Source organism: Caproiciproducens sp. CPB-2 (assembly GCF_036287215.1).
GTDB lineage: Bacteria > Bacillota > Clostridia > Oscillospirales > Acutalibacteraceae > Caproiciproducens.
Genome location: NZ_CP142860.1, coordinates 1045738 through 1071134, shown reverse-complemented (window position 1 = coordinate 1071134; position 25397 = coordinate 1045738). Strand labels below are relative to the sequence as shown.

The following is a 25397-nucleotide window of genomic DNA, read 5'->3' as shown; positions in this document are numbered from 1 at the left end:
GTGAGCCGCATGAATACTGAAAATCATCTGCCGGATTCCCCCGGCCTGAAAATCTCCCCGCCCCGCCTGAGCGGACAGACGCCGTCGCCCGTAAGGAACACGGTGTTCCGGCTGATTCTGATCCTGTCCGGCGTTTTCGGCGCGGGCTGGTGTTTTATTTCCGCCTTTGCGCTCCCCGTGCTTCCCCTGACGGTTTTATCCTACACCCTGCTGTTTACCGCCGTATTTGCGCTGATTGATTCCTTTAAACGCTTTCAGCCCCTGTTGCTGCTAATCTTTTGTCTGGCGTACTGCGCGGCGGTCTGGTACCTGCGCCAATTGATCTTTCAGGGCTTCCTCATCACCATCAACCGGATGATGACCGCCTACGCGGAGCATTCCGACTTTGAATTCCCCATCTACCTTGTTTTGGCCCCGGCGGCGCAGTATTCCCAACTATGCACGCTGTTTGTGCTGTTTGTGCTGTTCCCCGTCACGGGCCTGATGAGCAACGCCGTCATCAAACGGAAGAGCTTCTGGCTGGCCTTTCTGTCCACTTTTCCCTTTTTGCTTGCGGCGCTGGCCTTTACGATCACGCCGTATTTCCCCGCCGTGCTTCTGCTGTTTCTCTGCTGGACGCTGCTGATTCTGACGCGCCTGTCTGCAGAAAAAAAGAAGGGCTCCGCCAAGGCGAAGGGCTTTTCCGTCAGAAACGACGCGGTATCATCCCGAAGCGGCCTGCTGATGATTCCGGCGGTCCTGCTGAGCTTCGCGCTGATTATGAGCACGTTTCCCCCGCAGAGCTACCGGCATCCCGAGGGGGCGGAAAAGCTGCGCACGGAGCTGATCGACACCGCGACGGACGGTACCTTTTTGAACGGCGGCAAAGCCTTTGCCGGAAACGTTTCCCATGTGGACCTGTCCGGCGCCGGGAAAGTGGAATTCACCGGAAAAACCGCCCTGCGCGTCAAGACGGACCGGCCGTATCCCCTCTACCTGAAAAGCTTTGCCGGAAGCGTCTATACCGGCTCAAGCTGGGAGCTGCTGCCGGATTCCGACTACACCGATATCAACCAAAAGCTGGACGGCTTGAACGTTCAGAACCTATCCGGGGCGTACGCCTCCCTGTCCCGCCGCGGGAATACCCCGGACTTTCAGCCGTTTGGGATTCAGGTTCAAAATGTCGCGGCGGCAAAGCAATGCATTTACGCGCCGTACAACCTGACCACTACCCCGCAGCAGATTTCGGGCGTGCGGTTTATCAACGATGCGTTTATCCGCTCCGGCGCTCTTTTCGGCACCGGTCAATACAATTTTTACGCATACGCCCTGTCGGAAGAGGCGACCCGGTCCACTCCGTGGAGTATCCTTTTATCGCTGGCCCCGAATTCCCTGCTCCGGACAAGGGGCGCGGCAGATTATTTAAACGCGCAGAGCAGACTGGACAGTCTGAATTCCACTAATATTGCGGATTATTACAAAAGCACGCTCCCCGACCAACTTCTGAACAGACTGGATGGGGAAACCAAAACCTTTGTCAGCAAAGAGCAGGAGTACCGCCTGTTTCTGTACGACAAATATACGCAGCTGCCGCAGGGTACAAGAGAAGAAATATTGAGCCTGATGAAGCAGGACGAGCGGCTGAACGGATTCTTTGTACAGGACTTAGCGAGTTCCTACTCTTATTCGTCCGTAGACAGCATTGCCAACGCAGTCAAGCGCTATCTGAGCGACCACTGCTACTATACCCTTTCGCCGAAAAAACCGCCGAAGGGCAGGGACTTCGCCGACTATTTCCTGTCGGAAAGCCACGAGGGCTACTGCGTCCATTTTGCCACCGCCGCCGCCGTCATGCTGCGGGCCATGGGTGTTCCGGCCCGCTATGCGGAGGGCTATATCGTCACGACCGGGGACTATTTGAACGCGGGAAGCGACGGCTGGGCGGATATCCCCGACAGCCGGGCGCACGCCTGGGTGGAGCTTTATTCCCCCGGGCTGGGCTGGCAGCCGTTCGACGTCACGCCCGGTTTCAATCCGGCCCGGAATCTGACGCAGGACAACAATCCGGTGAATCAGCCCCCGGTTCTTAGCGCGGAATCCGGCAATCCATCCGCGGAAAGCGCCGTGCAGAGCGAGCCGGAAACCGCTTCCTCCCAGCCCGCGCAAACCGAATCGTCTCCATCCGCGAGCTCCGCCCCCGGCGCGGGGCCGCAGGAAAACCCGGATCTGAGCAATTCCACTTTGCCGCTTGTCCTTATCATTGCTTTGATTGCCCTTTTGCCTGCCTGTACGGCGTTAAAGCGCAGAATCGCATTAGCACACCGTTTGAAATTATTTGAGCACACAGACGTCAACAGGGCCGCAATCGCGGTCTATGCCTATCTCACAAAACTCACGGAATACGGCGGAGAAATCAGTGAGGAAATCGGCGGTCTCGCGCTGAAAGCCCGGTTCAGCCGTCAGGGAATCACGGAGAAGGAACGAAAAAGGATGACGGACTATGCGGAACAAACGGCACGCGAATGCTATGGACGACTGCCGAGGGCAAAGCGCTTCGCATTCAAGTACCTGGACAATTTAATTTAGCCGCGCAAAACGGTCAAAAAGCACCGGGATTGGATGGATATTCCGCTCCCGGTGCTTTCGCTTGTAAAATAATAACTACAGCATTTCCAGTTGATTCTGCAACAAGATTACGTTTCTCCCCCGCCTTCGGCGGGAGAGAAACGTGTTTTGTCCCGCAATCTGATATGGAATTGCTGTAGCTATTTTTGTGATGATATTAGTCGGTGTTTATTTCGTCATCAGGCCGCAGATCTGATTGGAAAACGCGACCGGGTCGTCGATGCTGACGCCCTCGATCAGCAGGGCCTGCGTATACAGCAGGGAGGCGTATTCCTTTAAGGTATCTTTATCATTCTCGTAAAGCTCGCGGAGCTTCGCGAAAACCGGATGGTTCGCGTTGATTTCCAGCACCCGCTGCGCCGTGACCTTTTCATCCGTCGGCATGGCGTTGAGCACCTTTTCCATCTCGATGGAGATCGCGCCGTCGGTGGACAGGCATACCGGATGCGTTTTCAGCTTCTGCGACAGGATCACCTGTTTGACCTTGCCGTCAAGAGCATCCTTCATAAAGGTCAGCAGGTCCTTGTTCTCCTCCACCTGCTTTGCGGCTTCCTTCTTTTCCTCCTCGGTTTCCAGCCCCAGGTCGTCGGCGGAAACGGAACGGAACTCCTTGTCATCGTACTTTATCAGCATCCGCAGGGCGAACTCGTCCACATTGTCGGTCAGATAAAGGATTTCATAGCCCTTGTCCTTCAAAGCCTCGGTCTGCGGGAGCATATCCACCTTATCCGTGGTTTCGCCGCAGGCGTAATAAATATATTTCTGGTCCTCCTTCATACGGGAAACGTATTCCTTGAGCGTGACCAGCTTCTTTTCGCCGGAGGAGTAGAACAGCAGCAGGTCCTGCAGGACATCCTTATGCATGCCGTAATCCTGATAAATACCGTACTTCAGCTGCAGGCCGAAATTCTTGAAGAATTCCTCATATTTTTCGCGCTCGTTTTCCAGCATCGTTTCCAGTTCGGACTTGATTTTCTTTTCCAGACGTCCGGCGATGATTTTCAGCTGGCGGTCATGCTGCAGCATTTCGCGGGAAATATTCAGCGAAAGGTCCTGAGAGTCGACAAGGCCGCGTACAAAGCTGAAATAATCCGGCAGCAGGTCCGCGCACCTGTCCATAATCAGCACCCCGTTGGAGTAAAGCTGAAGGCCCTTTTCATAATCGCGGGTGTAGAAATTCATCGGCGCCTTGGCGGGAATGAACATCAGGGCGTTATAGGTTGCGGTGCCCTCGGTGCTGGAATGAATCACCCTGATCGGATTGACGTAGTCCATGAATTTGCTCTTGTAAAATTCATTGTACTCGTCTTCGGTGATCTCATTTTTATTTTTCCGCCAGATGGGGACCATGCTGTTCAGCGTTTCGTTTTCGGTATAGGTTTCGTATTCATCCTTGCTGCCCTCTTTCAGACGGCTTTTTTCTACGTCCATCTTAATGGGGTAGCGGATGTAATCGGAATATTTCTTGACAAGGTTCCGGATGGTATAGGAATCGAGATACTCGTCGTAATTGTTGTCGTCCGTATTCGGCATGATCTTCAGAATGATTTCGGTGCCGTGGCCTTCCTTTTCGCAGGGCTCCATCGTGTAACCCGCAGTGCCGCTGCTTTCCCAGCGGTAAGCCTCTTCCCCGCCGTACGGCTTGCTGACGACGGTTACCTTTTCGCTGACCATGAACGCGGAATAGAAGCCCACCCCGAATTGGCCGATGATTTCAATATCTTCCTTCTGCTCGTTTTCTTTTTTAAAATTCAGAGAGCCGCTCTTGGCAATGGTGCCGAGGTTGTTTTCCAGTTCCTCTTTCGTCATGCCGCAGCCGTTGTCGGTAATGGTCAGCGTGCGGTTTTCTTTATCCGGAATAATCTGAATGCAGAAATCATCCCGGTTCAGTCCGGTGTCGCCGTCGCTCAGCGTCCGGTAATAAAGCTTGTCAATGGCGTCGCTGGCATTGGAAATCAGCTCGCGCATAAAAATTTCGCGATGGGTATAAATGGAATGGATCATCAAATCCAAAAGGCGTTTGGATTCCGCTTTAAATTGTTTTACTGCCATAATCAACCTACCTCTGTCCATCAATTTTAGCACTCTCTTGTTTTAAGTGCTAAAAGTATTTTAATACAAGCCCCTAAAAAATGCAAGTAGGTGAATTGTTAATTTTTTGTTGCGGGCGGCGCGTTATGGCTCCGGAACATAGCTGTGGTCGACGGTAAGGACCACAAAATAGGTCGGGTCGAGCTTACTGATCTCCTCCGTAATCCGCCGGGTCAGCTCGCTGTCGCTCAGGGGGAACGCGAAGGAAACGCAGACGTCAAAAATCAGGTTGGAGTGGGTGGTGCCCCACACCACACGGAAATCATGCATGCTGATTTCCGGAGAAATCCCTTTGATGATCTCCATAACCTGCTTTTTCAGTTGGTTGGTGCGCTCGTCGTCCGTCACAATCGGGTCAAGGTGGATCACGAGGTGGATTCCCTTTTCGCTGAGAAAATCCCGTTCGATATTGTCGATGATATCATGGCTCACCATGATATCCTGTTCGGCGGAGACCTCGCAGTGAACGGAGGCAAAGCAGCGCATGGGGCCGTAATTGTGGACATTCAGGTCGTGAATCCCCAGAATCCCGTTGTAGCTCATGATTTTGGCGTAGATTTCATCCACCAGTTCCTTGGTAGGGGCCATCCCCAGAAGCGGATTGCTGGTTTCGACAATCAGCCGGACGCCCGTAATCATGATGAGCAGGGCGACGATCACACCCATGTATCCGTCAAGGTTAAAGCCCGTAAAATAGGTGATGAGGATACCGGCCAGCACGGACAGGGTGGAAAACACGTCGTTCAGGCTGTCCGCCGCGTTGGCGGAAACGGTGGTGGAGCCGATGGTGCCGCCGACCTTTTTATAGAACAGGCACTGCCACAGCTTGATCAAAGCCGACAGAACCAGCACGCCGATGGAAACCAGACTGAATTCGGCGTCCTCCGGGTTCAGAATTTTATCGAAGGAACTCTGAACCAGCTGAAAGCCGACCATCAGAATGGCAAACGACACAATCAGGCCGGAAAGATATTCAATGCGCGCGTGGCCGTACGGATGCTCCTCGTCGGCGGGCTTTCCCGCCATCTTAAAGCCGACCAGAGTAACGATGGCCGAGCCGGAATCCGACAGGTTGTTGATGGCGTCCGCGGTGATCGCGATGCTGTGAAAAAGAATCCCCGTTGTGATCTTCATGAGAAACAGCAGGATATTCGTCACAATCCCGACCGCGCCGGAAAATTTCCCGTAGCGTTCCCGCACCTTGCTGTCATCCGTTTTCTGATAATCCTTCACAAACAAGCGAATTAAAAACTGAAACATAGCTACACCTCAAAAAGGCTGCCTCCACAGCAGTCGATTGCCGTAAACAGCGGAAAATCCTCTATCTGCAGCTCTTTCACGGATTCACAGCCAAGGTCCTCAAACGCAAGGACCTTGACGGAACGGACGCATTTCGCCGCAAGCGCCCCCGCGCCCCCGATCGCGCACAGATACACCGCCTGGTTGCGCCGGATAGCGTCTACTACCTCTGAAGAGCGTCCGCCCTTGCCGATCATGCATTTCAGGCCCAGATCCAGCAGGCGGGGCGCAAACACATCCATGCGCGAGGAAGTGGTCGGCCCGCACGCGCCGATCGGCAGGTGATCCGGCGCGGGTGTCGGTCCGGCGTAATAAATCGCGGCTTTTTTCAGCCCGAACGGGAGCGGCTCCCCCTTGTCAAGCATGGCGAACAGCCGCTTATGCGCGGCGTCGCGCGCCGTGTAGACCGTGCCGCTCAGCAGAATCCTGTCGCCCGCGCGCAGCGTTTTGGCGGCCTGTGCCATATCGTTCGTATGAATTTGCAGTCTGTCCATGCTAACCTCACAACTATCAGAATAGGGAACTGTATTACAGTTCCCTATCAATTTATTTTATTCTCATTTATTATAGCATATACCGGAATCAATTAAAACATATTTTTCTTTCTCAGTATCAAATAGGCAATCCCCATACAAACCAGGGAAAGCGATACCGGGAACCAGAAATTCGTCAGCGGAATCCCGCTCACATTCATGCCGTAAACGCCCGAAATAACAGTCGGGATGGAAATCAGGAGGGTAAGGGAAGCCAGAACCTTCATGACGATGTTCAGGTTGTTCGAGATCACGGAAGCAAACGCGTCCATGGTACCGGACAGAATGTTGAGGTGGATATTCGACATTTCGATTGCCTGTTTTACTTCTATCAGCACATCCTCGACCAGATCCTGATCGTCGTCGTAAAGCTTGACGACGCGGCCGCGCATGATTTTTTCAATGGTAATTTCATTTGCTTTGAGCGAAGAAGAAAAGTACACCAGGGATTTTTCAATATCCAGAAGCTGGATCAGCTCGGAATTCTTCATGGATTTGCGGAGCTCGCGCTCCACAAAGTTGCTGATCTTATCGATCTGTTTTAAGTATTGCAGATACCGTGACGCGACACGCAGCATAAAAAGAAGGACAAAGCGGGTTTTCATGTTGGTCTGAACGCCCTTGACAACGTCCTCAGAAAATTCATTGATAATCGGGTTTTCCTTGGTGGAAACGGTGATCACGTTTTTTTCCGTCAGAATAATGCCGACCGGCGTGGTGGTATACGTAATATTTTTACCGGCCTTTTCAATCACCGGGATATCGATGATGATCAGCGTGCTCTCGTCTTCCTTGTCGATATGGGAGGATTCCTCTTCGTCCATGGCCGCGCGGAAGAAATCCGGTTCAATCTGAAAGTCGGCAATCAGGCTGTTGATTTCCTCGTCGTCCGGCGCCACGCAGTTGATCCAGCACCCGGGTTCACAGGAAGGAATCGGCGAGATGTGACCGTTGATCGTCTTGTAATAGGATAGCATTGCGCTCATCTCCTTTATGAAATTGAATGAAGTGTCGACTTAAAGGGTCAGGTTTCACAATGCCACCCCCAGTATGTTCAAATTTGGATGTCTTTATTCCAAAAGCTATTATAACACAATATCAGGAGATTACAAGAGCAATCGGGGTATTTTGAGCAATATTTGTTCAAATCTGTTCTAAAATGCTCTACATGGCTCATTTTGAATGAATTAGGCAAATTCTAACCGGATTTTATCGTGCATTTTGATAGAAAGCAAAAAACGGCGGATACGTTCCCGTATCCGCCGAAAGGCCGCTATGTACTGTTTCACTTATTTGCGGTTAAAAATCGACATGATGTCGGTGAAGTCCTCGTCGTCGATCGGGTTGGGCTTGCTGACCGGCTTTGCGGGCTCGTCCCGTTTGGCGTCCTGCTCCGGCTTGTCCGAAGAGAAAACCGTTCCGTTGGTGGTGGCGAAGCCCGTGGCGATGACCGTAACACTCATTTCGTCGTCCATGTTCTCATCGAACGCCGCGCCCCAGATAATGTTGGCATCCTGATGCGCCTGTTCAGCAATCATGGAAGAGGCTGTCTCGATTTCATCCAGACCGATGTCCGGCGAAGAGGTAATATTGATAATGACGCCCTTGGCACCGTTGATGGCGGTTTCGAGAAGCGGGCTGGAAATCGCCATATTGGCGGCGGTTTCCGCTTTATCCTTGCCGGAAGCCCTGCCCACGCCCATGTGCGCGTAGCCGGCGTCCTTCATGACCGCGGTGACGTCTGCAAAGTCCAGGTTGACAAGGCCGGGCAGCTTGATCAGATCCGAAATGCTCTGTACGCCCTGACGGAGAACATCGTCGGCAATGGAGAAGGCGTTGATAAGGGTGATGCGCTGTTCGCTGACCAGCTTCAGTCTTTCATTCGGGATGACAACAAGGGAGTCCACATGCTCGCGCAGGGCGGTAATTCCGCTTTCGGCCTGCTCCATACGGCGCCGGCCTTCAAAATCAAAGGGCTTGGTCACAATTCCAACGGTCAGAACGCCCATGTCGCGCGCAATCTCCGCGACAATCGGTGCGGCGCCGGTGCCTGTCCCGCCGCCCATACCGGCGGTGATGAAAACCATGTCGCTGCCCCTGATGGCGGCCGCGATGGCTTCGCGGCTTTCATCCGCGGCCTTCTGCCCCATTTCCGGCTTGGAGCCCGCGCCCTTTCCGTGCGTGACTTTTTCTCCGATCTGTATTTTCTGTGTGGCCTTGGAACGGTAAAGCGCCTGTTTGTCCGTATTTACACTGATAAACTCAACGCCCTGGACACCCATAGTGACCATGCGGTCAATCGCGTTTCCGCCGCCGCCGCCCACACCGATTACTTTAATCTGCACAATGTTGTCAAAGTCATTGTCAATCTCGAAAGACATGTGCTGCATCCCCCTTAATATACGTAATCATTCGCGCCCGGCGGGCTGCCGCGGCTGCAAACATTATATTTTTTATATAATATTAATTTAACACTTATCGGTCACAATTTCAATAAAATTCTATCTTATTCAGTATAGTATAATTCGCGGATATTAATATTCATAAAAAGAACTATCCACTGCTATTTTGTGAAGGCTGACTCGCCTTGGAAGAGGACGCAGAAGAAGACGCGGAAGAAGACGCGGGAGAGGAAACCGAATAGTTGGGATCAAAGAAGGCGTTGTTGTCTTCCACTACTACGGAAAGATTCAGCGTGCCCCGTTCGTTCTCCTTGATTCTTCCCTCATCAAAAATACGTTTTGCAAAGCGGAGTTTATAATCCAGATCGGACGGCAGGCCAAGGTTCATAATAATGCGTCCGTCGTAGACAACCTGGATTTTGTATGGATTGCTGAAATCCATCTCCGTAATCTTTTCAAACTTGTTGGCGCTGATCGCGGCGCTGAGGCTCTGAAAGGTCTCTTTCTGAGAAGCGTCCGCGTAAACGACAGCTTTCCCGGCCTCGGCTTTGGAAAGCGAAAGCCCTTTGATGGAGGTGCAGTTTTCCGGCATCTTTTCCGCCAGCTCAAGCACCTTGCCGTTTGCGCTGACCACCGCGTATTTTCCCTTGTACTCGATCGCGCCGGAAACGGCTTCCTCCGTTACCTCGATCACAATCTTGGCAGGAAGGCGCCGGGAAACCTTCGCCGTGCCGATATACGGCAGCTTTTGCTGGATGGCGGCCGCCGCGCTTTTGGTATGGGCAAGGAAAAGATTTTCCCCTTTCCGGATTCCTCCCGCCTGCACAATCTCCTGCGCCGGATAGCGGGAGGTCCCGGAAACCTCTATGGTCTCTATTTTAAACAGGACGGTCAGGGAAACGACCACCGCCCCCACAATCACCGTGAGAAACAGGAAAACGTAAAACAGCAGAAGGAACCTTCGCCTGCGCCTTTTCCGGTTATCTGCCCTGCGCTTCGGCGAAGCGTATTTTGCGCCGACGCGCGCGCCCGCGCCCTGTTCTTCCCATTCGGAGACAGGACGGTATTCCCCGCTTTTCTTGTCGTAAACGCGCGGGATGGCATCCTTGCTGTTTCTTCGGTTCCTGTCCATTTGTAATTCCTCCGGTAGTGGGATTAAATTCTTTTAATGTCCGCTCCCAGCATAGCCAGGCTCTTTTCAATGCTCTCGTAGCCGCGGTCCAGATGCTTTAAACCGGAAATCAGCGTGGTGCCCTGCGCCGCAAGCCCTGCTACCACTAAGGCGGCTCCGCCGCGCAGGTCCGCGGCCTCCACCGGCGCGCCGGACAGCCGGCTGACCCCCTCGACGATCGCGACGCGCCCCTCCACCTTGATGTTGGCTCCCAGGCGCATCAGCTCTCCGACATGCTTATAGCGGCTTTCAAAAATATTTTCAACAAAAATACTGGTGCCGTCCGCCAGCGTGGTCATTGCCATCACCGGCGCCTGCGCGTCGGTCGGGAACCCGGGGTAGGGCATCGTCCGGATGCTTTTGACTCTTCCCAGCCGTTTCGGCGCCGTTATTTTAATGTTGCGGCCCAGAATATCGATCTGGCACCCGCACTCTTCAAAAGCGGGGATAACGGGTGAAATATGTTCGGGGATCACGCTGGCAACCGTGAGCGTGCTGCCGGTGATCGCGGCCGCCGTTAAATAGGTTGCCGCCGCGATGCGGTCGGGAATCACGCTGTGTTCACACCCGGTCAGGCCTGCGACTCCTTCAATGACGACGGTGCTTTCTCCGGCTCCCTGGATTTTCGCGCCGCAGGAATTCAGAAAATCGGCCAGATCCCAGATTTCGGGTTCGCGCGCCGCGTTGGTGATGACCGTAGTCCCCTTTGCGCGGCTGGCCGCGATGATGATGTTTTCCGTAGCCCCCACGCTTGGGAACGACAGATTGATACAGGCCCCCTGAATCCCGTTCGGCGCGCTGCATTTCAGACAGCCGTGGTCTTCGTTAATGATGACTCCCATTTTCCGCAGCGCCAGAAGGTGCAGGTCAATGGGTCTTGGGCCAAGCTCACAGCCGCCGGGGAAGGAAAGCTCCGCTTTGCCCATCCGGCTGACGATCGCTCCCAAAAAAATAATGGAGGAGCGCATTTCACGCATCAGAAGGTCCGGTATCTCATATTCGTTTGCACTGCTCGGGTCAATGGTCACGTCGCTGCCGGAGCGTTCCACATGGCAGCCGAGATACCGCAAAATCTTTAAGGATGTGTCCACATCCGACAAAATAGGACAATTATGTAGTATGCATTGGCCACTACAGAGTAAAGAAGCCGCCATAAGAGGCAATGTGCTGTTTTTTGCGCCGTGGATATGGATTTCACCCTGTAATTTATTCGGTCCCTGTATTAAAAGCTCTGACATAACAACACCCCCACATAGTCTAATCACATACTATGCGGTCTTTTGTTCTGCTGTGAATTGCTTTCTCAGGTGCCTGCCAATACCTCTTTCATGATTTTGTAAATTCGTTCATTGGTATCAAGAATCGCCATACTGTGCGCGTTTTCCCCCAGCGACCGGATGGTTTCTGGCTGCCGGAAAAGGTCGTCCACCATTTTGCACAGGGCCGGGCCGGAAAGATCTTTTTCCTCTAAAATGGCGGCCGCCTTGCGGCTGACCATGGCCATGGCGTTGTGATACTGATGATTTTCCGCCACATTGGGCGACGGAATCAGAATAGCCGCCTTCCCCTGCGCCTGCAGCTCGCTGAGAGAGATTGCTCCCGCACGGCAGATCACAAGGTCCGCGGCGGCAAGGCATTCGGGCATATTGTTGATATATTCCCGGACATCGATATGGGGATGCTCCGACAGATTCAGCCCCTTTTCTTTCAGCAGGTCGGGAAACCATCCGCCCCACTGGCCGTAGCCGTGAATATGCTGGAAACGGTCCGTCCGGGCGCTTTTGACGAGCAGGTCGGCAGCGGCCTCGTTGATTTTACGGGCGCCGAGGCTTCCGCCGAACGAAAGGATCACCGGACGCTCGTCCAGATGCAGCGCTTTACGGGATTCCTCCCGGTTCGCGCGGATGACGGCCTGTCTCACCGGGTTGCCGGTAAGGACGCATCTGGCCGCCGGGTCGAGATATTTCTGAGCGTCCAATACCGCAAGCATCGTTCTGTCCGCGTGTTTGGAGAGCATTTTATTGGTCACGCCCGGAAACGCATTCTGCTCGTGGATGACCGACGGAATTTTCATCTTCATCGCTTCGCGCAGGACCGGCCCGGCCACATAGCCGCCGGTACCCACACAGAGATCGGGCTGAAACTCCCGAATGATTTTGCGGGCCTCCCGGCTCGAAGTGAAAACATGGACCACGGTCTTTACATTTTTTTTGATATTTTTCCAGTTCAGCTTACGCTGAAAGCCGGAAATGGTGATACTCTCAAAGTCGAAACCCGCGGCGGGAACCAGCCGTTCCTCCATCCCGCCCTTCGCGCCGACGTAAAGGATCTGTGCGTCCGGCTCCTTTTCACGAAGATACCCGGCAATGGCAAGCGCCGGGTTGATATGTCCCGCGGTGCCGCCGCCGGCAAATAGAACTTTCATGGCAATACCCCTTTTATATTGACCGCCAATGGCGGGTGCTAAGTTTTTTCAATCGCCGACGTTCGCGAGATGGAGAGCACGATTCCCATCTCCGCCAGCAGGATGACCAGCGACGTGCCCCCGTAGCTGAAAAACGGCAGGCTGATACCGGTGTTCGGAATGGTGTTGGTCACAACGGCGATATTCAGGACCACCTGAAGCCCGACCTGAACGACCAGCCCGATCCCGAGCAGCATGCCGAATTTGTCCTTGGCCTTGAGCGAAATGGTGATGCCGCGCCAGACCAGCATGGCAAACAGGATGATGATGATCAGCGCGCCGATGAAGCCCAGCTCCTCACAGACGATCGCAAAAATGAAATCGTTCTGCGGTTCGGGAAGATACAGATATTTCTGCCTCGACTGGCCGAGCCCCAGCCCGAGCAGGCCGCCGGAGCCGATTGCGTAAAGCGACTGCCGCGTCTGCCAGGTGTCCTCCATAATCGCCTTGCTCGCCGTGGAAAAAGGGTCCAGCCAGGCGACAATACGGTCATTGGCATAGCTGAACTTCTGCGTAAACAGAACCAGGTAAGCGACCGCCGCGCCGGCGCCGCCGAACGCAAGCCCGAACCAGCGCAGGCGGACCCCGCCGATAAACAGCATCACCCCGGCCAGAAGCACCATAATGACGGTGGCGGAAATATGGGGTTCCAGCACCAGCAGGCCGACTGTGGCGCCAAGAATCAAAATATACGGCAGAACGCCGTACCGAAAGGTATCCATCCGTTTGAAATTGAGGGAAATCAGGTGGGAAAACACCAGTATCACCGCGAATTTGGAGAGTTCGGACGGCTGGAACTGCCCTAACGGCCCCAGATCGATCCAGCGGTGAACGCCGTTGATACGCGGCATAAAAAGCACAAGGGCCAGCATCATAAAGGATAAAAGGAGAAAGGGAATGGCGAACTTGTGCAGATGGTGGTAATCGAAATACGAGATAAAAATCATGGCGGTAACGCCCAGAACCGCAAAGACAGCCTGGCGGCTGATAAAGAAGTAGCTGCTTCCATGGCGGTAGTACGCGTTGGCATAGCTCGCCGAAAAGAGCATCACCAAACCGATGACAAGCAGGGTGAGAATCAAAAACAAAAAGGGCATATCCATGCCTGAACGCACGGAAAAGATCCGGAACTTTTTCCGGATTCCGTTTGGTACCGACTCCCTGGTGTCCTCTTCTTTTTTCCGGGAACCGCGGGGGGCGGTATGGTCTTTTTCTTTTGTTCTCGTCATGGTATCCCCCTTTTTCCATCTCAGGGCATGCATTCCTGTCTATTTAAGCATATGGGAAATAAAATATTTGTCACAATTAAATACTGCGCACACACGGCGAAAATATTCGGTCAAAATCCATAATATACGAGAAGGGCGGAGCCGATGCCGAACAGCACCGTCACCAGACCGAACACGCGGCAGATTTTCAGCTCTCCCCATCCGCACATTTCAAAGTGATGATGAATCGGGCTCATTTTAAAGAGCCGCTTTCCGTGCGTTGCCTTAAAATAAGACACCTGAAGCACAACGGAAAGAATTTCGCAGATATAAATAATACCGAGCGGCAAAATCAAAATCGGAAGATTCAGCCCGAAGCCGAGAGCGCACACGATTCCGCCCAGAAAAAGCGAGCCGGTGTCCCCCATAAAGACCTTCGCCGGGTTCATGTTCCAGATCAGGAAGCCGAGGCACCCGCCCGCGGCGGCGGCGGCAAAAATACTGATCCCGTGAATGCCGATCATGCCGGCAATCAGCATGAAAAAAAGGCTTACGAAAAAAGTAACCGTAGCGTTCAGCCCGTCGATGCCGTCCGTGAAATTGACGGCGTTCACCATTCCGACAATGCCGAGCAGCGCGATGACCCAGTACCAGACGCCCAGATCGACGCTGCCCACAAACGGAATCAGCGTGGCGGAGGTGCTTCCGGCCAGGCGCAGCGAATAGAGATAGGCGGCCGCGATGATAAACTGCAGAACGAGCTTCTGCCGCACGTTCAGTCCCAGATTGCGCTTTTTGACAACCTTGATATAATCGTCGAAAAATCCGACCGCCCCAAAGCCGATTGCCATCAGCAGGCCGCCGAAAACTTTCGTCCTCATCATCATTTCCAAGGAATTCTTTTCGGTCACGCTGTAATAAAGCGGCACACAGACCAGAACGGCGGCGACAATCCCGATCATAAACATAAAGCCGCCCATCGTCGGGGTACCGTTTTTCTTCTGGTGCCACCTGGGACCGACCTCACGGATCGTCTGGCCGAAATTGATCTTATGCAGAAAAGGTACCATCCATCTGCCGAGCAGAGCGGTGATTCCAAAGGAAAGAATAACCGTGGAAATGATCCAAACCGAGTTCATATGTTCTGACTCCACCTTTTTATCGTTGTCGCCCGCACGCAAAGTACAAGCATTTTATTATACCATAATTCTTTTGTTTTTTTAATCCCCGATTTGAAGGCTGTTCAGCGCGTCGAGCACCTCGGCAAACGAAATCCCGCAGGCAATCGCCGCCGCGGCGGCGGCCAGCGCGGGACCGACCCAGTCCAGGCTGTCGGCCGCGAGCCTGACCCGGCCGATCACGCCGACCCCGATCATTTCAAAGGCGGCAAACCCTTCCGGAAGCTTCCGGATATTTCTCGCCGTAAAGTCCGCGCTGTCGCTGACCGTGGAATAAGTAAGCGGCTTCAGGGCGGCGATTTCAGGCATGGCGGAAAAGGCGTAGTCCGCCACGCAGACCGCAAATCCGTCGGCAGCCGGGCGCTGGGCGTCGCAGAGGAGCAGAACCGCAGGCTGCACATCTTCCGGAACACTTTCCCCCGCCGGCGCGAGCAAATAATTTTCGTGGCCGCAGAAAGCCAGAATATCGTTCAGCACCGAAATAGTATGCCCCTTTTTATCGCTTACAGCAATCAGCTTTTTCGCTGAATGAAAGTTTGCCAAAATTGTCATCCCCCTGCTCTAAATGATTACTCCACCTGATTCGGCTCTATAAATCCGACGGTTACCACTGTTCCGGGTGCCACCTTGGTGCCCTCGGCAATACTTTGAGAATTGGATACCGGGTTGGTCCCGTTGGTCAGCGCCGCACCGGAGATACTGATATTGATTCCCGCGTCCGCGGCCTTCTTGTTGGCGGCGGAAAGGGAAAGCCCGGTCAGTTTCGGCACCGTGACCGTCTTGCTGGAACCCGAATCGTCCGTAAACAGCACCACCGTACCGTTCTGCGGAATGGTTTTGCCCGGTTCCGGAACCTGAGAAACAATTTTGTCCCCGCTTCCGTAAACCTTCGGCGTTAGCTTCATCTTGGCAAGATCCGCTTTGGCCTCTGTAATGGTCTTTCCCACAACATCCGGAGCGTTTACGTCAAGCTTCGCCAGCTCCGAATCGGTATATTTGCGTTCCACGCCGAGGTACGGCAGGATTTCCTCCATCGTTCTGGAGAAAACAGGGCCGGCTACGGCGGCGCCGTAGTAGCTGTCGCCGTGCGGTTCGTCAAAGAACACCAGCATGGCTACCTGCGGATCGTCCGCGGGGGCAAAGCCCAGATAGGACGCGATGTACTGCATGGTTCCGGTCTTCTGGAACACATCCATCTTCTGGGACGTACCGGTCTTTCCGCCGACACGGTAGCCGGGCAGATAGCCGTTTTTCGCCGTGCCGATGGTGGCGTTGGTCTGCAGGATTTTGCACATGCGCTGGGAAATGTCGGTGGAAATCACCTGACGCTTCGGCGTTGTATCGGCGGATTTCACGATATTGCCGTCGGCGTCGATAATCTGGCTGACCACATGGGGCTGCACCATATAGCCGCCGTTGGCGACCGCAGAGGCCGCGGTAATCATCTGAATAGGCGTAATACTGAAGTTCTGCCCGAAGGATTCCGTGGCAAGCTCCACGGGGTTCAGCTGGGCGGCGGTATAATAGATGCTGCGCGACTCGCCGGGCAGATCAATGCCCGTCTTGGCCGTCAGGCCGAACGCGGTAAAGTACTTAAAGAAATTGTCGGGGCCCAGCCTTTCGCCGAGCTGTACGAAAACCGGATTGCAGGAATTGCAGAGTCCCTGCACAAAGGTTTCGCTGCCGTGGCCGTACGACCTCCAGCAGTGAATCGTTCTGTCCGACACCTTGATGGAGCCGCTGCAGAAGAAGGTCGAGTTTTCATTGACCACGCCCTCTTCCATCGCGGAGGAACCCGTCACCATTTTGAAAACGGAGCCCGGATAATAGGTATCGCTGACCGACTTGTTTCTCCACTGCTTTTCCTGCGCGGCTTTCAGCGCGACGGTTTTCTCTTTTCCCTCGGGCATCGCGGCAATCTGGGCGGCCTCTGTCTGGTCGGCCACGACAAACGGATTGTTCGGGTCGAAATCCCCTTTGACCGCCATCCCCAAAATCGCGCCGGTCTTCACATTCATGACGATCGCGCAGGCGCGGTTGCCGACCTTGTTGGTGATAACGCCTTCCTCCAGATTTTTTTCAAGGAAGTGCTGGACCACCTCGTCGATAGTCAACACAAGGCTGGAACCGTTCTGGGCTTCCACCTTCTGCTCATACTGAAAGGGCATATCCGTACCGATGGCGTTTTTCGCGGTGACCAGCTTTCCCGGCACGCCGGTCAGATAGCTGTCGTACTGCTTTTCAATGCCGTAAAGGCCCTGGCTGTCCGTACCGGTAAAGCCCAGAACGGAAGCCGCGAACGCTCCGTACGGGTAATATCTTTTATAGTCCTCGATCAGCCGGATTCCGCTGCCGATGTCATTGTCCGCCTTGAACTTGAGGACCTCATCCTTTACATCCGTTTCCACCTTGCGCTTGAGCTCGTCGTAATATGTTTTTTTCTTGCTGCGCTCGATGATTTCGTTTTTGTCCATGTCCAGAATCTTCGCCAGGCCGTCCGCGATTTTTTCCCGGTTCTTATCCGTGATAAACGCGGGCTCCAGCACTACCTTCCACACGGTGGCGCTCTGGGCGAGCGGCTTCATATTGCAGTCATAGATCGTACCGCGCTGGGCGCTGATGGAGGTATCCTTCAGCTGCTGGTCGACCGCGCGGGTCTGAAGGCTCTCCCCCTCCACCAGCTGCAGTCTGGCAAGACTGAAAATAATCGCGCCGAAGCCGACGGCGATCAGCACGACCAGCACAAAGATCGTACGGCGCCACATTCTGATTGTCGTCCCTTTTGCCATTGCTGTTCCTCCAAAAAGACTATGTTACAAAAATGAGAGTCAAGATTCGCTCTCAACTCTCCTTTTTTTGCATACCAAACCAAACATCTCAACAAATTTGGGTAGTAATACTTATTTATCAATTATTTTTTTTATGACAATAATTGCAGGATAGAGTTCCAAAGCGAAGTGAGCCAGTTTTCATCCCCGCTCTTCTGGACAACCTGCGTTTTATCCCCCTTGGAAAGAGAGATCGGCTCCACCTGATTCTGTTCAATTTTTTTCAGGCCGAGCTGATTGGTCGCATAGTTTTCCACGGTCTGCAGGGAAAGCTGGGAGTCGGATTTCATTTGAAGCTGCGTATAGACGCTTTCGCTTTCGTTGAGCGTTTTTGTCGCGGCGTTCAGGTCCTCGGTCAGCTCGGTCAGCTGTACCTGTCCGTAAACCATGGTTCCCACAATGCCGACCATAATGGCAAAGGTCAGGAAAGTGGATACGGCGCGGAAGAAGCCGATCTTTGTCCTTCTGTTTTGCTCCAGTTTTTCCTTGGGAAGTTCTATAATATTGCTTTTTCTGGCGGGTCCCTGCTGCTGTCGTTTGGGTTCAAACAATGCAAAATCATACGCTTCGTTGCTGTTTGGAGAAGCCATATTTTCACTTCCTGTCATAAAATTTATTTTAAATGGATTTTTTACAATTTAATGCAGACGCGGAGCCTTGCGCTGCGGCTGCGGGGATTTTCTTTCAGCTCCGCCTCACCCGGTGCAAGCCCTTTTTTGTAGAGCAGCTCTGCTTTCGGCTTTTTGCCGCACACACAGACCGGAAAATCCGGCGGGCAGGTACAGCCCGTACACCAGGAAGCCATGCGCTGCTTTACGATTCTGTCCTCCAGCGAATGGAACGTAATGACCGCGAGTCTTCCGCCGGGCTTTAAGATGGAAAACGCGGCGTCCAGTCCTTCGGACAGCCTGTCCAGTTCCCCGTTGACCGCGATTCTGAGCGCCTGAAAGGTTTTCCTCGCGGGATGCCCCTGTTCGCGGCGGACCGCCGCGGGGACGGATTCCTTGATGATCTCCGCAAGCGCAAGGGTCGTCTGAATCGGTTTCTGTTCCCGGGCCTTTACGATTCCCTTCGCAATGCCGCGCGCATTCCTGTCTTCGCCGTAACGGCTGATGATCTGCGCAAGCTCCTGCCACGAGAGGCTGTTGACCAGATCCGCGGCGGAAACGCCCGTTTGGCTCATGCGCATGTCAAGGGGCGCGTCCGAATGGTAGGAGAACCCGCGCTCCGGGTTGTCCAGCTGATAGGAGGACACCCCTATATCGAGTAAAACGCCGTCGGCGGGGACAAGCTTCAGGCTTGCCGCCACTTCGGCCATTTCGGAGAAATTCGCCTGATAAACAGTGGAACAGCGGTAGGCTTTCAGCCTTTCGGTCACGGCTTTGACCGCGTCGGGGTCCTGATCGATGGAAAGGAGCCTGCCCGTAGTCAGCCGGTCCGCAATGGCCTGCGAATGCCCTCCGCCGCCCGCGGTCCCGTCAATATAAACGCCGTCCGGATGAATATCGAGGCTTTCAATGGTTTCATCGAACAAAACCGGCTTATGAAGAAATTCCATACTGATACCGCCCGCTTAAAGCTCAAGCATATCCATTGCCTCGGCTATGCTTTCCTCTGTCAAGTTGGAATTGAAGTCATTCCAGCGTTTGCTGTCCCAAATTTCCGCCCGGCTGGACGTACCGATGAAGGTCACGTCCTTTGTAAGCTGCGCGTGGTCGCGCAGGACCTGCGGAATGAGGATACGCCCCTGCTTGTCCGGTTCGACTTCCGCCGCGCCGGAAAAGAAAAAGCGCTGAAGGCCTCTCGCTTTGGAAATCGGCATTGCCTTTACCTTGTCCTGAAGCCTTGTCCACTCCTCGGGTGAAAGCACAAACAGGCAGCCGTCCAGCCCCTTTGTGATGTAAAAATGCTCGCCCAGATCCTCACGGAATCTGGCCGGAACGATCACACGGCCTTTCGTGTCTATATTATGTTGGTACTCGCCGATCAACATTGCAAGCCACTTTTCGGGTAAAAGCACGTCTTGAAAACCACTTTGTGCTACTTACCCCCACCTTTCACCACTTGTGTTTTGATTATAGCGTATTTATTTTTAAAATGCAACTGTTATTTTTTTGATTATGTCAACCAAATTCCCTTGTTTTTGCATATAAAATCCTATATTGGTGCAGTAAAAAAACCACGATACAATATCTTGTACCGTGGTTTTTAAAAAATTGGAAAATTTTGTTTAATTTTGACCGGAGCGCTGGGACGCTTTAATATTCTGCCTGGTCTGGCGAAGCTCCGCAAGGTTGGCGGCGAGACCGTCGTCCGTGCGTTTCATCAGATCGTCTATGTAATCGTTGGAGGCCTTGCGCATTTCCCGGAATTTCGCCTGCGCCTGACTGAGCAGGTCGTTGGCCTTCTGCTGCGCCTGTTTGACGATTTCATCCTGGTTTACCATGGCCTTGGCGCGTTCTTCCGCCACGCGGACGACGGTCTCGGCCTCGCGCTTCGCGTCGCTGATGATCTGCGCGCGGTCCGCGCAGATCGCCTTTGCCTGCCGGATTTCCTGCGGAAGGCTTTCGCGGATTTCATCAAGAATCTGTTTTACCTCGTCGCCGTCCAGCACCGCGCGTCCGCGGCTAAGGGGAAGACTCCAGGCCTTCTCTACCATATCGTACAGTTCGTCGATTAAATCTTCGGTGTTTAACTCACTCATCATGCGATTCCTCCCCTGCATTTAATCTTTCTTTGATGTCGCTCAAAATACACTCCGGCACGAAATTGGAAACGTCCCCGCCGAAACGGGCGATCTGTTTGACAATGCTGGAGCTTAAAAACATATTTTCGGCGCTTGTGGTCAGGAACATGGTTTCCAGATTGGGATTCAGCTTTTTATTGGTAAGCGCCTGCTGAAATTCATATTCAAAGTCCGACAGGGCCCGCAGTCCCTTGACAATTGCCGTCACACCGCGCTCGCGGGCGTAATCGGCAAGCAGCCCGTCGAAGCCGACCACTTCCACATCCTTCATCTCACAGGTACAGCGTTTCAGAAGCTCGATTCTTTCTTCCACCGTGAACAGTGTGTGCTTTTCCGGATTTACCAGAACGGCGACAATGGTCTTGTCAAAAACCTTGCGTGACCGGTTGATAATGTCCAGATGGCCTAAGGTAACCGGGTCGAAGCTGCCCGGGCAAATTGCAATTTTCATGATTCGGTCACGTCCTTATGTCTGTATAGGGTAAGCTGGATTTTGCCGTGGCGGTAGCTGCGGGCGCGGATAAAATCGCCCGCTGTTTCCGGCAGTTCCTCGTCGCGGGGATGCTCGCAGATCATGGTCCCGCCCGTGTTCATCACCTGTGCGGTCATCGGCAGCGCCCGCTGAAGCAGCCCGGTACGGTAGGGCGGGTCCAGAAACGCAAGGTCAAAGCGCTCACGGTTCTGCAGCAGAAAAGCGGCGAAATCCATGGTTCTGATCACCGCGTTTTCGGCAAGGCCGGTATGCTCCAGATTTTTCTCCACGACAGCAATGGAATTCCTGCTCGCATCGACAAAAACCGTCTGCTTTGCGCCGCGGCTCAGCGCTTCGATCCCAAGCTGGCCGGAGCCGGCAAAAAGGTCCAGCACCCGTCTGCCCTCAATCTGGAACTGAATGGCGCTGAACAGCGCCTCCTTGACCCTTTCCGGCGTAGGGCGGACGCTTTCGCCCTCCAGTGTGGTCAGCCGCGAACCGCGGGCAGACCCGGTGATTACTCTCATATATGGATCTCCTTAAAAATTACAAAATAATCCTATAAACGTTATTATCCCATTATAAAGGCGCCGTGTCAACTTTTTTCCTCTTCCGGATGAAAATAACGGAACAGATTCTGCGCGGCCGGCTTCGTCATGCCCGGCGCGGCGGACAGTTCCGCCAGATCGGCATTCCGGATCGCCCGGATGGTCTTGAAGTGCTTTAAAAGCGCTTTGGCGCGGGCCTGTCCCACGCCCCCGATGGAGGTCAGCTCGGAGGAAATGGCCGTCTTTTTGCGCGCCTGCCTGTGGTATCCAATGGCAAAACGGTGCACCTCGTCCTGAATGGAAGAAACCAGCGTAAAAGCCTTGCGGTTGGAATTGATGGCGATTTCTCCCCCGTCGGACGCAATGGCCCGGGTGCGGTGCTTATCGTCCTTGACCATACCGAAAAGCGGGATTTTCAGCCCCGCGGCTTCCAGCACGGGCCGGACCGCGCCGACATGCCCCTTGCCGCCGTCCAGCAGAATCAGGTCCGGCAGACGTCCGAAGCCGTCGGTAATATTTTTTCCCTGTGCGTCGAAATATTCATGAAAGCGGCGTTCAATTACTTCCTGCATGGAAGCGTAGTCGTCCTGCCCCTCCACCGATTTGATTTTGAATTTCCGGTAGGCGGATTTCAGCGGCCTTCCGTTTTCAAACACGATCATGCCCGCCACGTTCTCGCTGCCGGCAAGGTTCGAGATATCGTAGGATTCAATATAGAGAGGAGGCTGTTCCAGCCCCAGAAGCCGGCCGAGCTCGTCCAGAGCGGAGGCCTCCCGCACGGTCCGGCCCGTGGCCTGAGCCACCTGCTCCGCCGCGTTGTTGCGGCACATTTCCACAAGCCGGGCCTGCTCTCCCTTCTGCGGAACGGTAACGGTCACTTTTTTTCCCGCCTTCTGCGTCAGCCATTCCCCCAGAAGCTCCGTGTTTTCCGCGGGGCCGTCCAGACAGACGCGCGGCGGAATCCGGTCGCGCATGGTGTAATAGCGCTCTATAAATTCCCCGCGGGCAACCTTGGGATTTCCGGTTTCCCCCATTAAAAAAGTTTCGCGGTCGCAGAGGCGGCCGTTGAGAAAACGGAAAACTTCAAAGCAGCTTGTTTCGGCGCCCTGCGCCAGCGCGATAACATCCTGCTCCGGCACGCGCGCGGCCACCACCTTCTGCCGGTCGCTCATGCGCCTGATGGCCGTCAGACGGTCGCGGATGCGCGCGGCTCGTTCAAATTCCAGCGTCTCGGCGGCGTCGTTCATCTTTTTTTCCAGCTGGCGCATGCTTTTGGCACTGCCGCCGCGCAGGAAATCGATGGCTTCCTCCACGTACTCGTTGTACTCCTCCTCGCCGATCCTCCCGCGGCACGGCGCGCAGCACTGCTTGATATAATAATTCAGGCACGGCCTCGCTTTGCCGATATCCTGCGGGAACCTGCGCGAGCAGGACGGCAGCCGGAAAATTTTCAGCGCCTCGTCGATGGCTTCCTTGGTCGCCCACGAGCTGACGTAAGGGCCGATGTAATTCGCGCCGTCGTCAAGGATCTGCTTCGCCTGTGAAATCCTTGGCCACGGCCCGGAGGTAATCTTGATATAATGATAGCCCTTGTCGTCCTTTAACAGGATGTTGTATTTCGGGGTGTGCTGCTTGATCAGGCTGCACTCCAGCACCAGGGCCTCGAATTCGCTGTCCGTCAGAATATACTCAAAATACTCCACGTTGGCGACCATGCGGCGCACTTTCTCGTCGTGGTTCTTTTCGGAGCCGAAATACTGGCTGACGCGGTTTTTCAGCGCCTTGGCCTTGCCGATATAAATGATCCTGCCCGACTTGTCGTGCATGATGTAGACGCCGGGACTGAGCGGAAGGCGCATGGCGCGGCTTCGGAGCTCCCTGATATGTTTTTCATGGTCTGTCATGATACCCTCCTCTGCTGCGCAACCCGATCAGCACGGGTTGTAAATACAAAAAAGCACCGCCGGTTAAGCGGTGCTGTTTGGCAGAATAAATTACTCGGTAAAACCGGACTGAACCAATTCCACAAGGCTGTTTACCGCCTCTTCTTCATCCGTGCCGTCCGCAATAATGCGGATGGTGGTCCCTCCGACAATACCAAGGGACAAAACGCCCAGAAGGCTTTTCGCGTTCACGCGTCTTTCTTCTTTTTCCACCCAGATAGAGGATTTGTATTCATTCGCCTTTTGAATAAAAAATGTAGCGGGGCGCGCGTGAAGGCCCACTTGATTCTGAACCAGTACTTCTTTAACACACATTACTTCATTCACTCCTAAACAGAAAGTCGTTTCCGCATCATCATTAATAAATAAAAAATATCAGTTTCATTATTATTTTTCTATGATTCACAGTTATTATATCACAATTCAGCATACCGTCAACTAAATAAAAAAACTTTGGATTGATGACCGAATCGAGTGGATTATGTTCGGCATTGCTTTGTGCAATGTGCCATAATTGTTGAAAACTTTTGTTTTCTCTGCTGTACTGTTCCCATTTTTCTTTCGGTTCATGCTTCGTTTTCGTTTTCCGTTTCGGTTTTTTTCGTCTCGGAAAGCAGTTTGGATAAAAACTCCGTATCCTCTTTTGTCAAATCGGCCTTTTTCAGCAGCTCCGGCCTTTTCCGCAAAGTGCGCAGAATCGACTGCTGCCTACGCCATTTTCTCACATTTTCATGATGGCCCGTCATCAGTTCGTCCGGGACCCTGACCCCGCGCCACACCGCCGGGCGGGTGTACTGCGGATACTCCAGAAGGGAATGAAAATGGCTTTCCTCCTGAAAGCATTCCTCGCTGGAAAGAACCCCGCCGACCATCCGGCAGACCGAATCCGCCAGCACCAGCGCAGGAAGCTCGCCACCGGTGAGGACATAGTCCCCGATGGAGATTTCCTCGTCCACGTACCGGTCGATCACGCGCTCGTCGATTCCCTCGTAATGGCCGCACAGCAGCGCAAGATTCGGGAGCTGCGCCAGCTCCTTCACACGCTGCTGGGTCAGGGTTTTCCCCTGTGGGGACAGGTACACCAGATGGGGCTTTTTTCCCAGCTTTTCAATTAAATCGTCAATACACAGGGCAATCGGCTCCGCCATGAGCAGCATGCCCATGCCGCCGCCGAACGGGCAGTCGTCGACCCTGTTATGTTTATCATATGCATAATCACGGATTTGGTGGCAGTACACCTCGATCGCGCCTTTTTTGCGCGCCCGCCCGATGATACTTTCGGACATGACCGCCTCGCACATGTCGGGGAAAAGGGTGAGAAAATCAATCCGCATCATCGAAAATCCCCCCAAGCGGCCGTATCTGCATTTTACCATTCGTAATATTAATATCTATAATTACTGCCGGTATTGCCGGAATCAAATAGTTCTTCTTATTTTCCGACGTAATCTGATAAACGTCGTTTGCACCGGTGCGCATAATTTCCGTCAGGGTCCCGTAGTAGATGCAGGTATCGGCGTCAAAAACCTCCAGTCCGATCAAGTCCTGCATAAAATACCGGCCCTTGTCCAGCTTCACGTCGTCGCGGCTGATGTAGAGAATTTTGCCGCGCAGCGCGTCCCCCTGCTCAATGGTGGAAATCCCCTTCAGCTTTAAAAGCAGCTGCGTTTTGTGGACGCGCGAAGAAGTGACTTCCAGCTTTTGAGCGCCTTTGTCCCAATAGAGCGTTTTGAACTGGGCCAGGAACTCGGCCGAATCGCACCAGGGATCCACGCGCAGTTCCCCCTGAAGGCCGTGTGTCCCCACAATTTTGCCCGCCTCCAAAAACTGATTGACCATAATATCCTCCATGAATCAATAGGATTCCCCGCGGCGGCTTTTCTACACCTGCCCATTCGGCGTAACTGTCT

The 25397-nt window shown here is 53.7% G+C and carries 23 protein-coding genes; 1 reads left to right on the top strand and 22 read right to left on the bottom strand.

Annotated elements, in window-relative coordinates; genetic code table 11:
* The first annotated feature begins 9 nt into the window (after nucleotides 1-9).
* Nucleotides 10-2565 carry a transglutaminase-like domain-containing protein gene (locus VXK30_RS05285; protein WP_275712804.1) on the top strand — a complete coding sequence of 852 codons (2556 nt, stop codon included), beginning with the start codon at nucleotides 10-12 and terminating at the stop codon, nucleotides 2563-2565.
* A gap of 207 nt (nucleotides 2566-2772) precedes the next feature.
* Here the strand turns inward: VXK30_RS05285 and htpG are convergent, their stop codons facing one another.
* The 22 genes from htpG to rimM all read right to left on the bottom strand — a co-directional run bounded on the left by htpG (nucleotide 2773) and on the right by rimM (nucleotide 25326).
* Nucleotides 2773-4656 (bottom strand): molecular chaperone HtpG, encoded by a 1884-nt coding sequence (htpG, locus tag VXK30_RS05280; protein WP_275712806.1) that lies wholly within the window; start codon nucleotides 4654-4656, stop codon nucleotides 2773-2775.
* 123 nt (nucleotides 4657-4779) lie between these two features.
* Complete coding sequence (locus VXK30_RS05275; protein WP_275712808.1) at nucleotides 4780-5955, bottom strand: cation diffusion facilitator family transporter; 1176 nt, start codon at nucleotides 5953-5955, stop codon at nucleotides 4780-4782.
* 2 nt (nucleotides 5956-5957) lie between these two features.
* Nucleotides 5958-6488 (bottom strand): FumA C-terminus/TtdB family hydratase beta subunit, encoded by a 531-nt coding sequence (locus tag VXK30_RS05270; protein WP_275712810.1) that lies wholly within the window; start codon nucleotides 6486-6488, stop codon nucleotides 5958-5960.
* A gap of 92 nt (nucleotides 6489-6580) precedes the next feature.
* Nucleotides 6581-7504, bottom strand: coding sequence for a magnesium transporter CorA family protein (locus VXK30_RS05265; protein WP_038323337.1), 924 nt, complete (start codon nucleotides 7502-7504; stop codon nucleotides 6581-6583).
* A gap of 312 nt (nucleotides 7505-7816) precedes the next feature.
* Entirely contained in the window at nucleotides 7817-8908 is a 1092-nt protein-coding gene (gene ftsZ, locus VXK30_RS05260; protein WP_275712812.1) for a cell division protein FtsZ, read from the bottom strand.
* Between the two features lie 172 nt (nucleotides 8909-9080).
* Nucleotides 9081-10061, bottom strand: coding sequence for a cell division protein FtsQ/DivIB (locus VXK30_RS05255; protein WP_275712813.1), 981 nt, complete (start codon nucleotides 10059-10061; stop codon nucleotides 9081-9083).
* Between the two features lie 23 nt (nucleotides 10062-10084).
* Nucleotides 10085-11338: a UDP-N-acetylglucosamine 1-carboxyvinyltransferase gene (gene murA, locus VXK30_RS05250; protein ID WP_275712815.1), complete on the bottom strand. Its 1254-nt coding sequence runs from the start codon at nucleotides 11336-11338 to the stop codon at nucleotides 10085-10087.
* 65 nt (nucleotides 11339-11403) lie between these two features.
* Nucleotides 11404-12525, bottom strand: coding sequence for an undecaprenyldiphospho-muramoylpentapeptide beta-N-acetylglucosaminyltransferase (gene murG / locus VXK30_RS05245; RefSeq protein ID WP_275712816.1), 1122 nt, complete (start codon nucleotides 12523-12525; stop codon nucleotides 11404-11406).
* Between the two features lie 38 nt (nucleotides 12526-12563).
* The gene (gene ftsW, locus VXK30_RS05240; RefSeq protein ID WP_275713212.1) at nucleotides 12564-13667 is read right to left on the bottom strand and encodes a putative lipid II flippase FtsW; all 1104 of its coding nucleotides are present in this window, start codon (nucleotides 13665-13667) and stop codon (nucleotides 12564-12566) included.
* Between the two features lie 236 nt (nucleotides 13668-13903).
* Nucleotides 13904-14911 (bottom strand): phospho-N-acetylmuramoyl-pentapeptide-transferase, encoded by a 1008-nt coding sequence (mraY, locus tag VXK30_RS05235; RefSeq protein WP_275712817.1) that lies wholly within the window; start codon nucleotides 14909-14911, stop codon nucleotides 13904-13906.
* Nucleotides 14912-14992: 81 nt separating this feature from the next.
* The gene (locus VXK30_RS05230; RefSeq protein WP_275712818.1) at nucleotides 14993-15493 is read right to left on the bottom strand and encodes a hypothetical protein; all 501 of its coding nucleotides are present in this window, start codon (nucleotides 15491-15493) and stop codon (nucleotides 14993-14995) included.
* Between the two features lie 26 nt (nucleotides 15494-15519).
* Entirely contained in the window at nucleotides 15520-17739 is a 2220-nt protein-coding gene (locus tag VXK30_RS05225; RefSeq protein WP_275712819.1) for a penicillin-binding transpeptidase domain-containing protein, read from the bottom strand.
* A gap of 131 nt (nucleotides 17740-17870) precedes the next feature.
* Nucleotides 17871-18368: a hypothetical protein gene (locus VXK30_RS05220; protein WP_275712820.1), complete on the bottom strand. Its 498-nt coding sequence runs from the start codon at nucleotides 18366-18368 to the stop codon at nucleotides 17871-17873.
* A 41-nt stretch (nucleotides 18369-18409) separates the two neighbouring features.
* Nucleotides 18410-19336: a 16S rRNA (cytosine(1402)-N(4))-methyltransferase RsmH gene (gene rsmH, locus VXK30_RS05215; RefSeq protein WP_275712822.1), complete on the bottom strand. Its 927-nt coding sequence runs from the start codon at nucleotides 19334-19336 to the stop codon at nucleotides 18410-18412.
* A gap of 15 nt (nucleotides 19337-19351) precedes the next feature.
* Nucleotides 19352-19771, bottom strand: a complete 420-nt coding sequence (mraZ, locus tag VXK30_RS05210) for a division/cell wall cluster transcriptional repressor MraZ (RefSeq protein WP_275712823.1) — start codon at nucleotides 19769-19771, stop codon at nucleotides 19352-19354.
* A gap of 237 nt (nucleotides 19772-20008) precedes the next feature.
* A complete protein-coding gene (locus tag VXK30_RS05205; protein ID WP_329494264.1) occupies nucleotides 20009-20485 on the bottom strand; it encodes an ATPase in 477 nt (158 codons plus the stop codon).
* Nucleotides 20475-20975: a pantetheine-phosphate adenylyltransferase gene (coaD, locus tag VXK30_RS05200; protein ID WP_275712826.1), complete on the bottom strand. Its 501-nt coding sequence runs from the start codon at nucleotides 20973-20975 to the stop codon at nucleotides 20475-20477. The genes VXK30_RS05205 and coaD overlap by 11 nt, the downstream gene beginning before the upstream one ends.
* Nucleotides 20972-21523, bottom strand: a complete 552-nt coding sequence (gene rsmD / locus VXK30_RS05195; RefSeq protein WP_275712828.1) for a 16S rRNA (guanine(966)-N(2))-methyltransferase RsmD — start codon at nucleotides 21521-21523, stop codon at nucleotides 20972-20974. Before rsmD ends, coaD begins: the two co-directional genes overlap by 4 nt.
* Nucleotides 21524-21591: 68 nt before the next feature.
* Entirely contained in the window at nucleotides 21592-23448 is a 1857-nt protein-coding gene (gene uvrC, locus VXK30_RS05190; RefSeq protein WP_275712829.1) for an excinuclease ABC subunit UvrC, read from the bottom strand.
* 90 nt (nucleotides 23449-23538) lie between these two features.
* A complete protein-coding gene (locus tag VXK30_RS05185) occupies nucleotides 23539-23802 on the bottom strand; it encodes an HPr family phosphocarrier protein (protein WP_038323319.1) in 264 nt (87 codons plus the stop codon).
* A gap of 251 nt (nucleotides 23803-24053) precedes the next feature.
* Nucleotides 24054-24821 carry a tRNA (guanosine(37)-N1)-methyltransferase TrmD gene (trmD, locus tag VXK30_RS05180; RefSeq protein WP_275713214.1) on the bottom strand — a complete coding sequence of 256 codons (768 nt, stop codon included), beginning with the start codon at nucleotides 24819-24821 and terminating at the stop codon, nucleotides 24054-24056.
* The gene (gene rimM / locus VXK30_RS05175) at nucleotides 24811-25326 is read right to left on the bottom strand and encodes a ribosome maturation factor RimM (RefSeq protein WP_275712831.1); all 516 of its coding nucleotides are present in this window, start codon (nucleotides 25324-25326) and stop codon (nucleotides 24811-24813) included. Before rimM ends, trmD begins: the two co-directional genes overlap by 11 nt.
* Nucleotides 25327-25397: the final 71 nt, after the last annotated feature.

Coding starts and splice junctions, on each gene's coding strand:
- VXK30_RS05265 (WP_038323337.1), bottom strand. CDS start 7,504: ATGCTATCCTATTACAAGACGATCAACGGTCACATCTCGCCGATTCCT.
- trmD (WP_275713214.1), bottom strand. CDS start 24,821: ATGCGGATTGATTTTCTCACCCTTTTCCCCGACATGTGCGAGGCGGTC.
- htpG (WP_275712806.1), bottom strand. CDS start 4,656: ATGGCAGTAAAACAATTTAAAGCGGAATCCAAACGCCTTTTGGATTTG.
- VXK30_RS05275 (WP_275712808.1), bottom strand. CDS start 5,955: ATGTTTCAGTTTTTAATTCGCTTGTTTGTGAAGGATTATCAGAAAACG.
- mraZ (WP_275712823.1), bottom strand. CDS start 19,771: ATGTTGATCGGCGAGTACCAACATAATATAGACACGAAAGGCCGTGTG.
- VXK30_RS05270 (WP_275712810.1), bottom strand. CDS start 6,488: ATGGACAGACTGCAAATTCATACGAACGATATGGCACAGGCCGCCAAA.
- rimM (WP_275712831.1), bottom strand. CDS start 25,326: ATGGTCAATCAGTTTTTGGAGGCGGGCAAAATTGTGGGGACACACGGC.
- VXK30_RS05225 (WP_275712819.1), bottom strand. CDS start 17,739: ATGGCAAAAGGGACGACAATCAGAATGTGGCGCCGTACGATCTTTGTG.
- murA (WP_275712815.1), bottom strand. CDS start 11,338: ATGTCAGAGCTTTTAATACAGGGACCGAATAAATTACAGGGTGAAATC.
- ftsZ (WP_275712812.1), bottom strand. CDS start 8,908: ATGTCTTTCGAGATTGACAATGACTTTGACAACATTGTGCAGATTAAA.
- VXK30_RS05255 (WP_275712813.1), bottom strand. CDS start 10,061: ATGGACAGGAACCGAAGAAACAGCAAGGATGCCATCCCGCGCGTTTAC.
- VXK30_RS05285 (WP_275712804.1), top strand. CDS start 10: ATGAATACTGAAAATCATCTGCCGGATTCCCCCGGCCTGAAAATCTCC.
- VXK30_RS05205 (WP_329494264.1), bottom strand. CDS start 20,485: ATGATGAGTGAGTTAAACACCGAAGATTTAATCGACGAACTGTACGAT.
- VXK30_RS05220 (WP_275712820.1), bottom strand. CDS start 18,368: ATGGCTTCTCCAAACAGCAACGAAGCGTATGATTTTGCATTGTTTGAA.
- uvrC (WP_275712829.1), bottom strand. CDS start 23,448: ATGACAGACCATGAAAAACATATCAGGGAGCTCCGAAGCCGCGCCATG.
- ftsW (WP_275713212.1), bottom strand. CDS start 13,667: ATGGATATGCCCTTTTTGTTTTTGATTCTCACCCTGCTTGTCATCGGT.
- murG (WP_275712816.1), bottom strand. CDS start 12,525: ATGAAAGTTCTATTTGCCGGCGGCGGCACCGCGGGACATATCAACCCG.
- mraY (WP_275712817.1), bottom strand. CDS start 14,911: ATGAACTCGGTTTGGATCATTTCCACGGTTATTCTTTCCTTTGGAATC.
- VXK30_RS05185 (WP_038323319.1), bottom strand. CDS start 23,802: ATGTGTGTTAAAGAAGTACTGGTTCAGAATCAAGTGGGCCTTCACGCG.
- coaD (WP_275712826.1), bottom strand. CDS start 20,975: ATGAAAATTGCAATTTGCCCGGGCAGCTTCGACCCGGTTACCTTAGGC.
- rsmH (WP_275712822.1), bottom strand. CDS start 19,336: ATGGAATTTCTTCATAAGCCGGTTTTGTTCGATGAAACCATTGAAAGC.
- rsmD (WP_275712828.1), bottom strand. CDS start 21,523: ATGAGAGTAATCACCGGGTCTGCCCGCGGTTCGCGGCTGACCACACTG.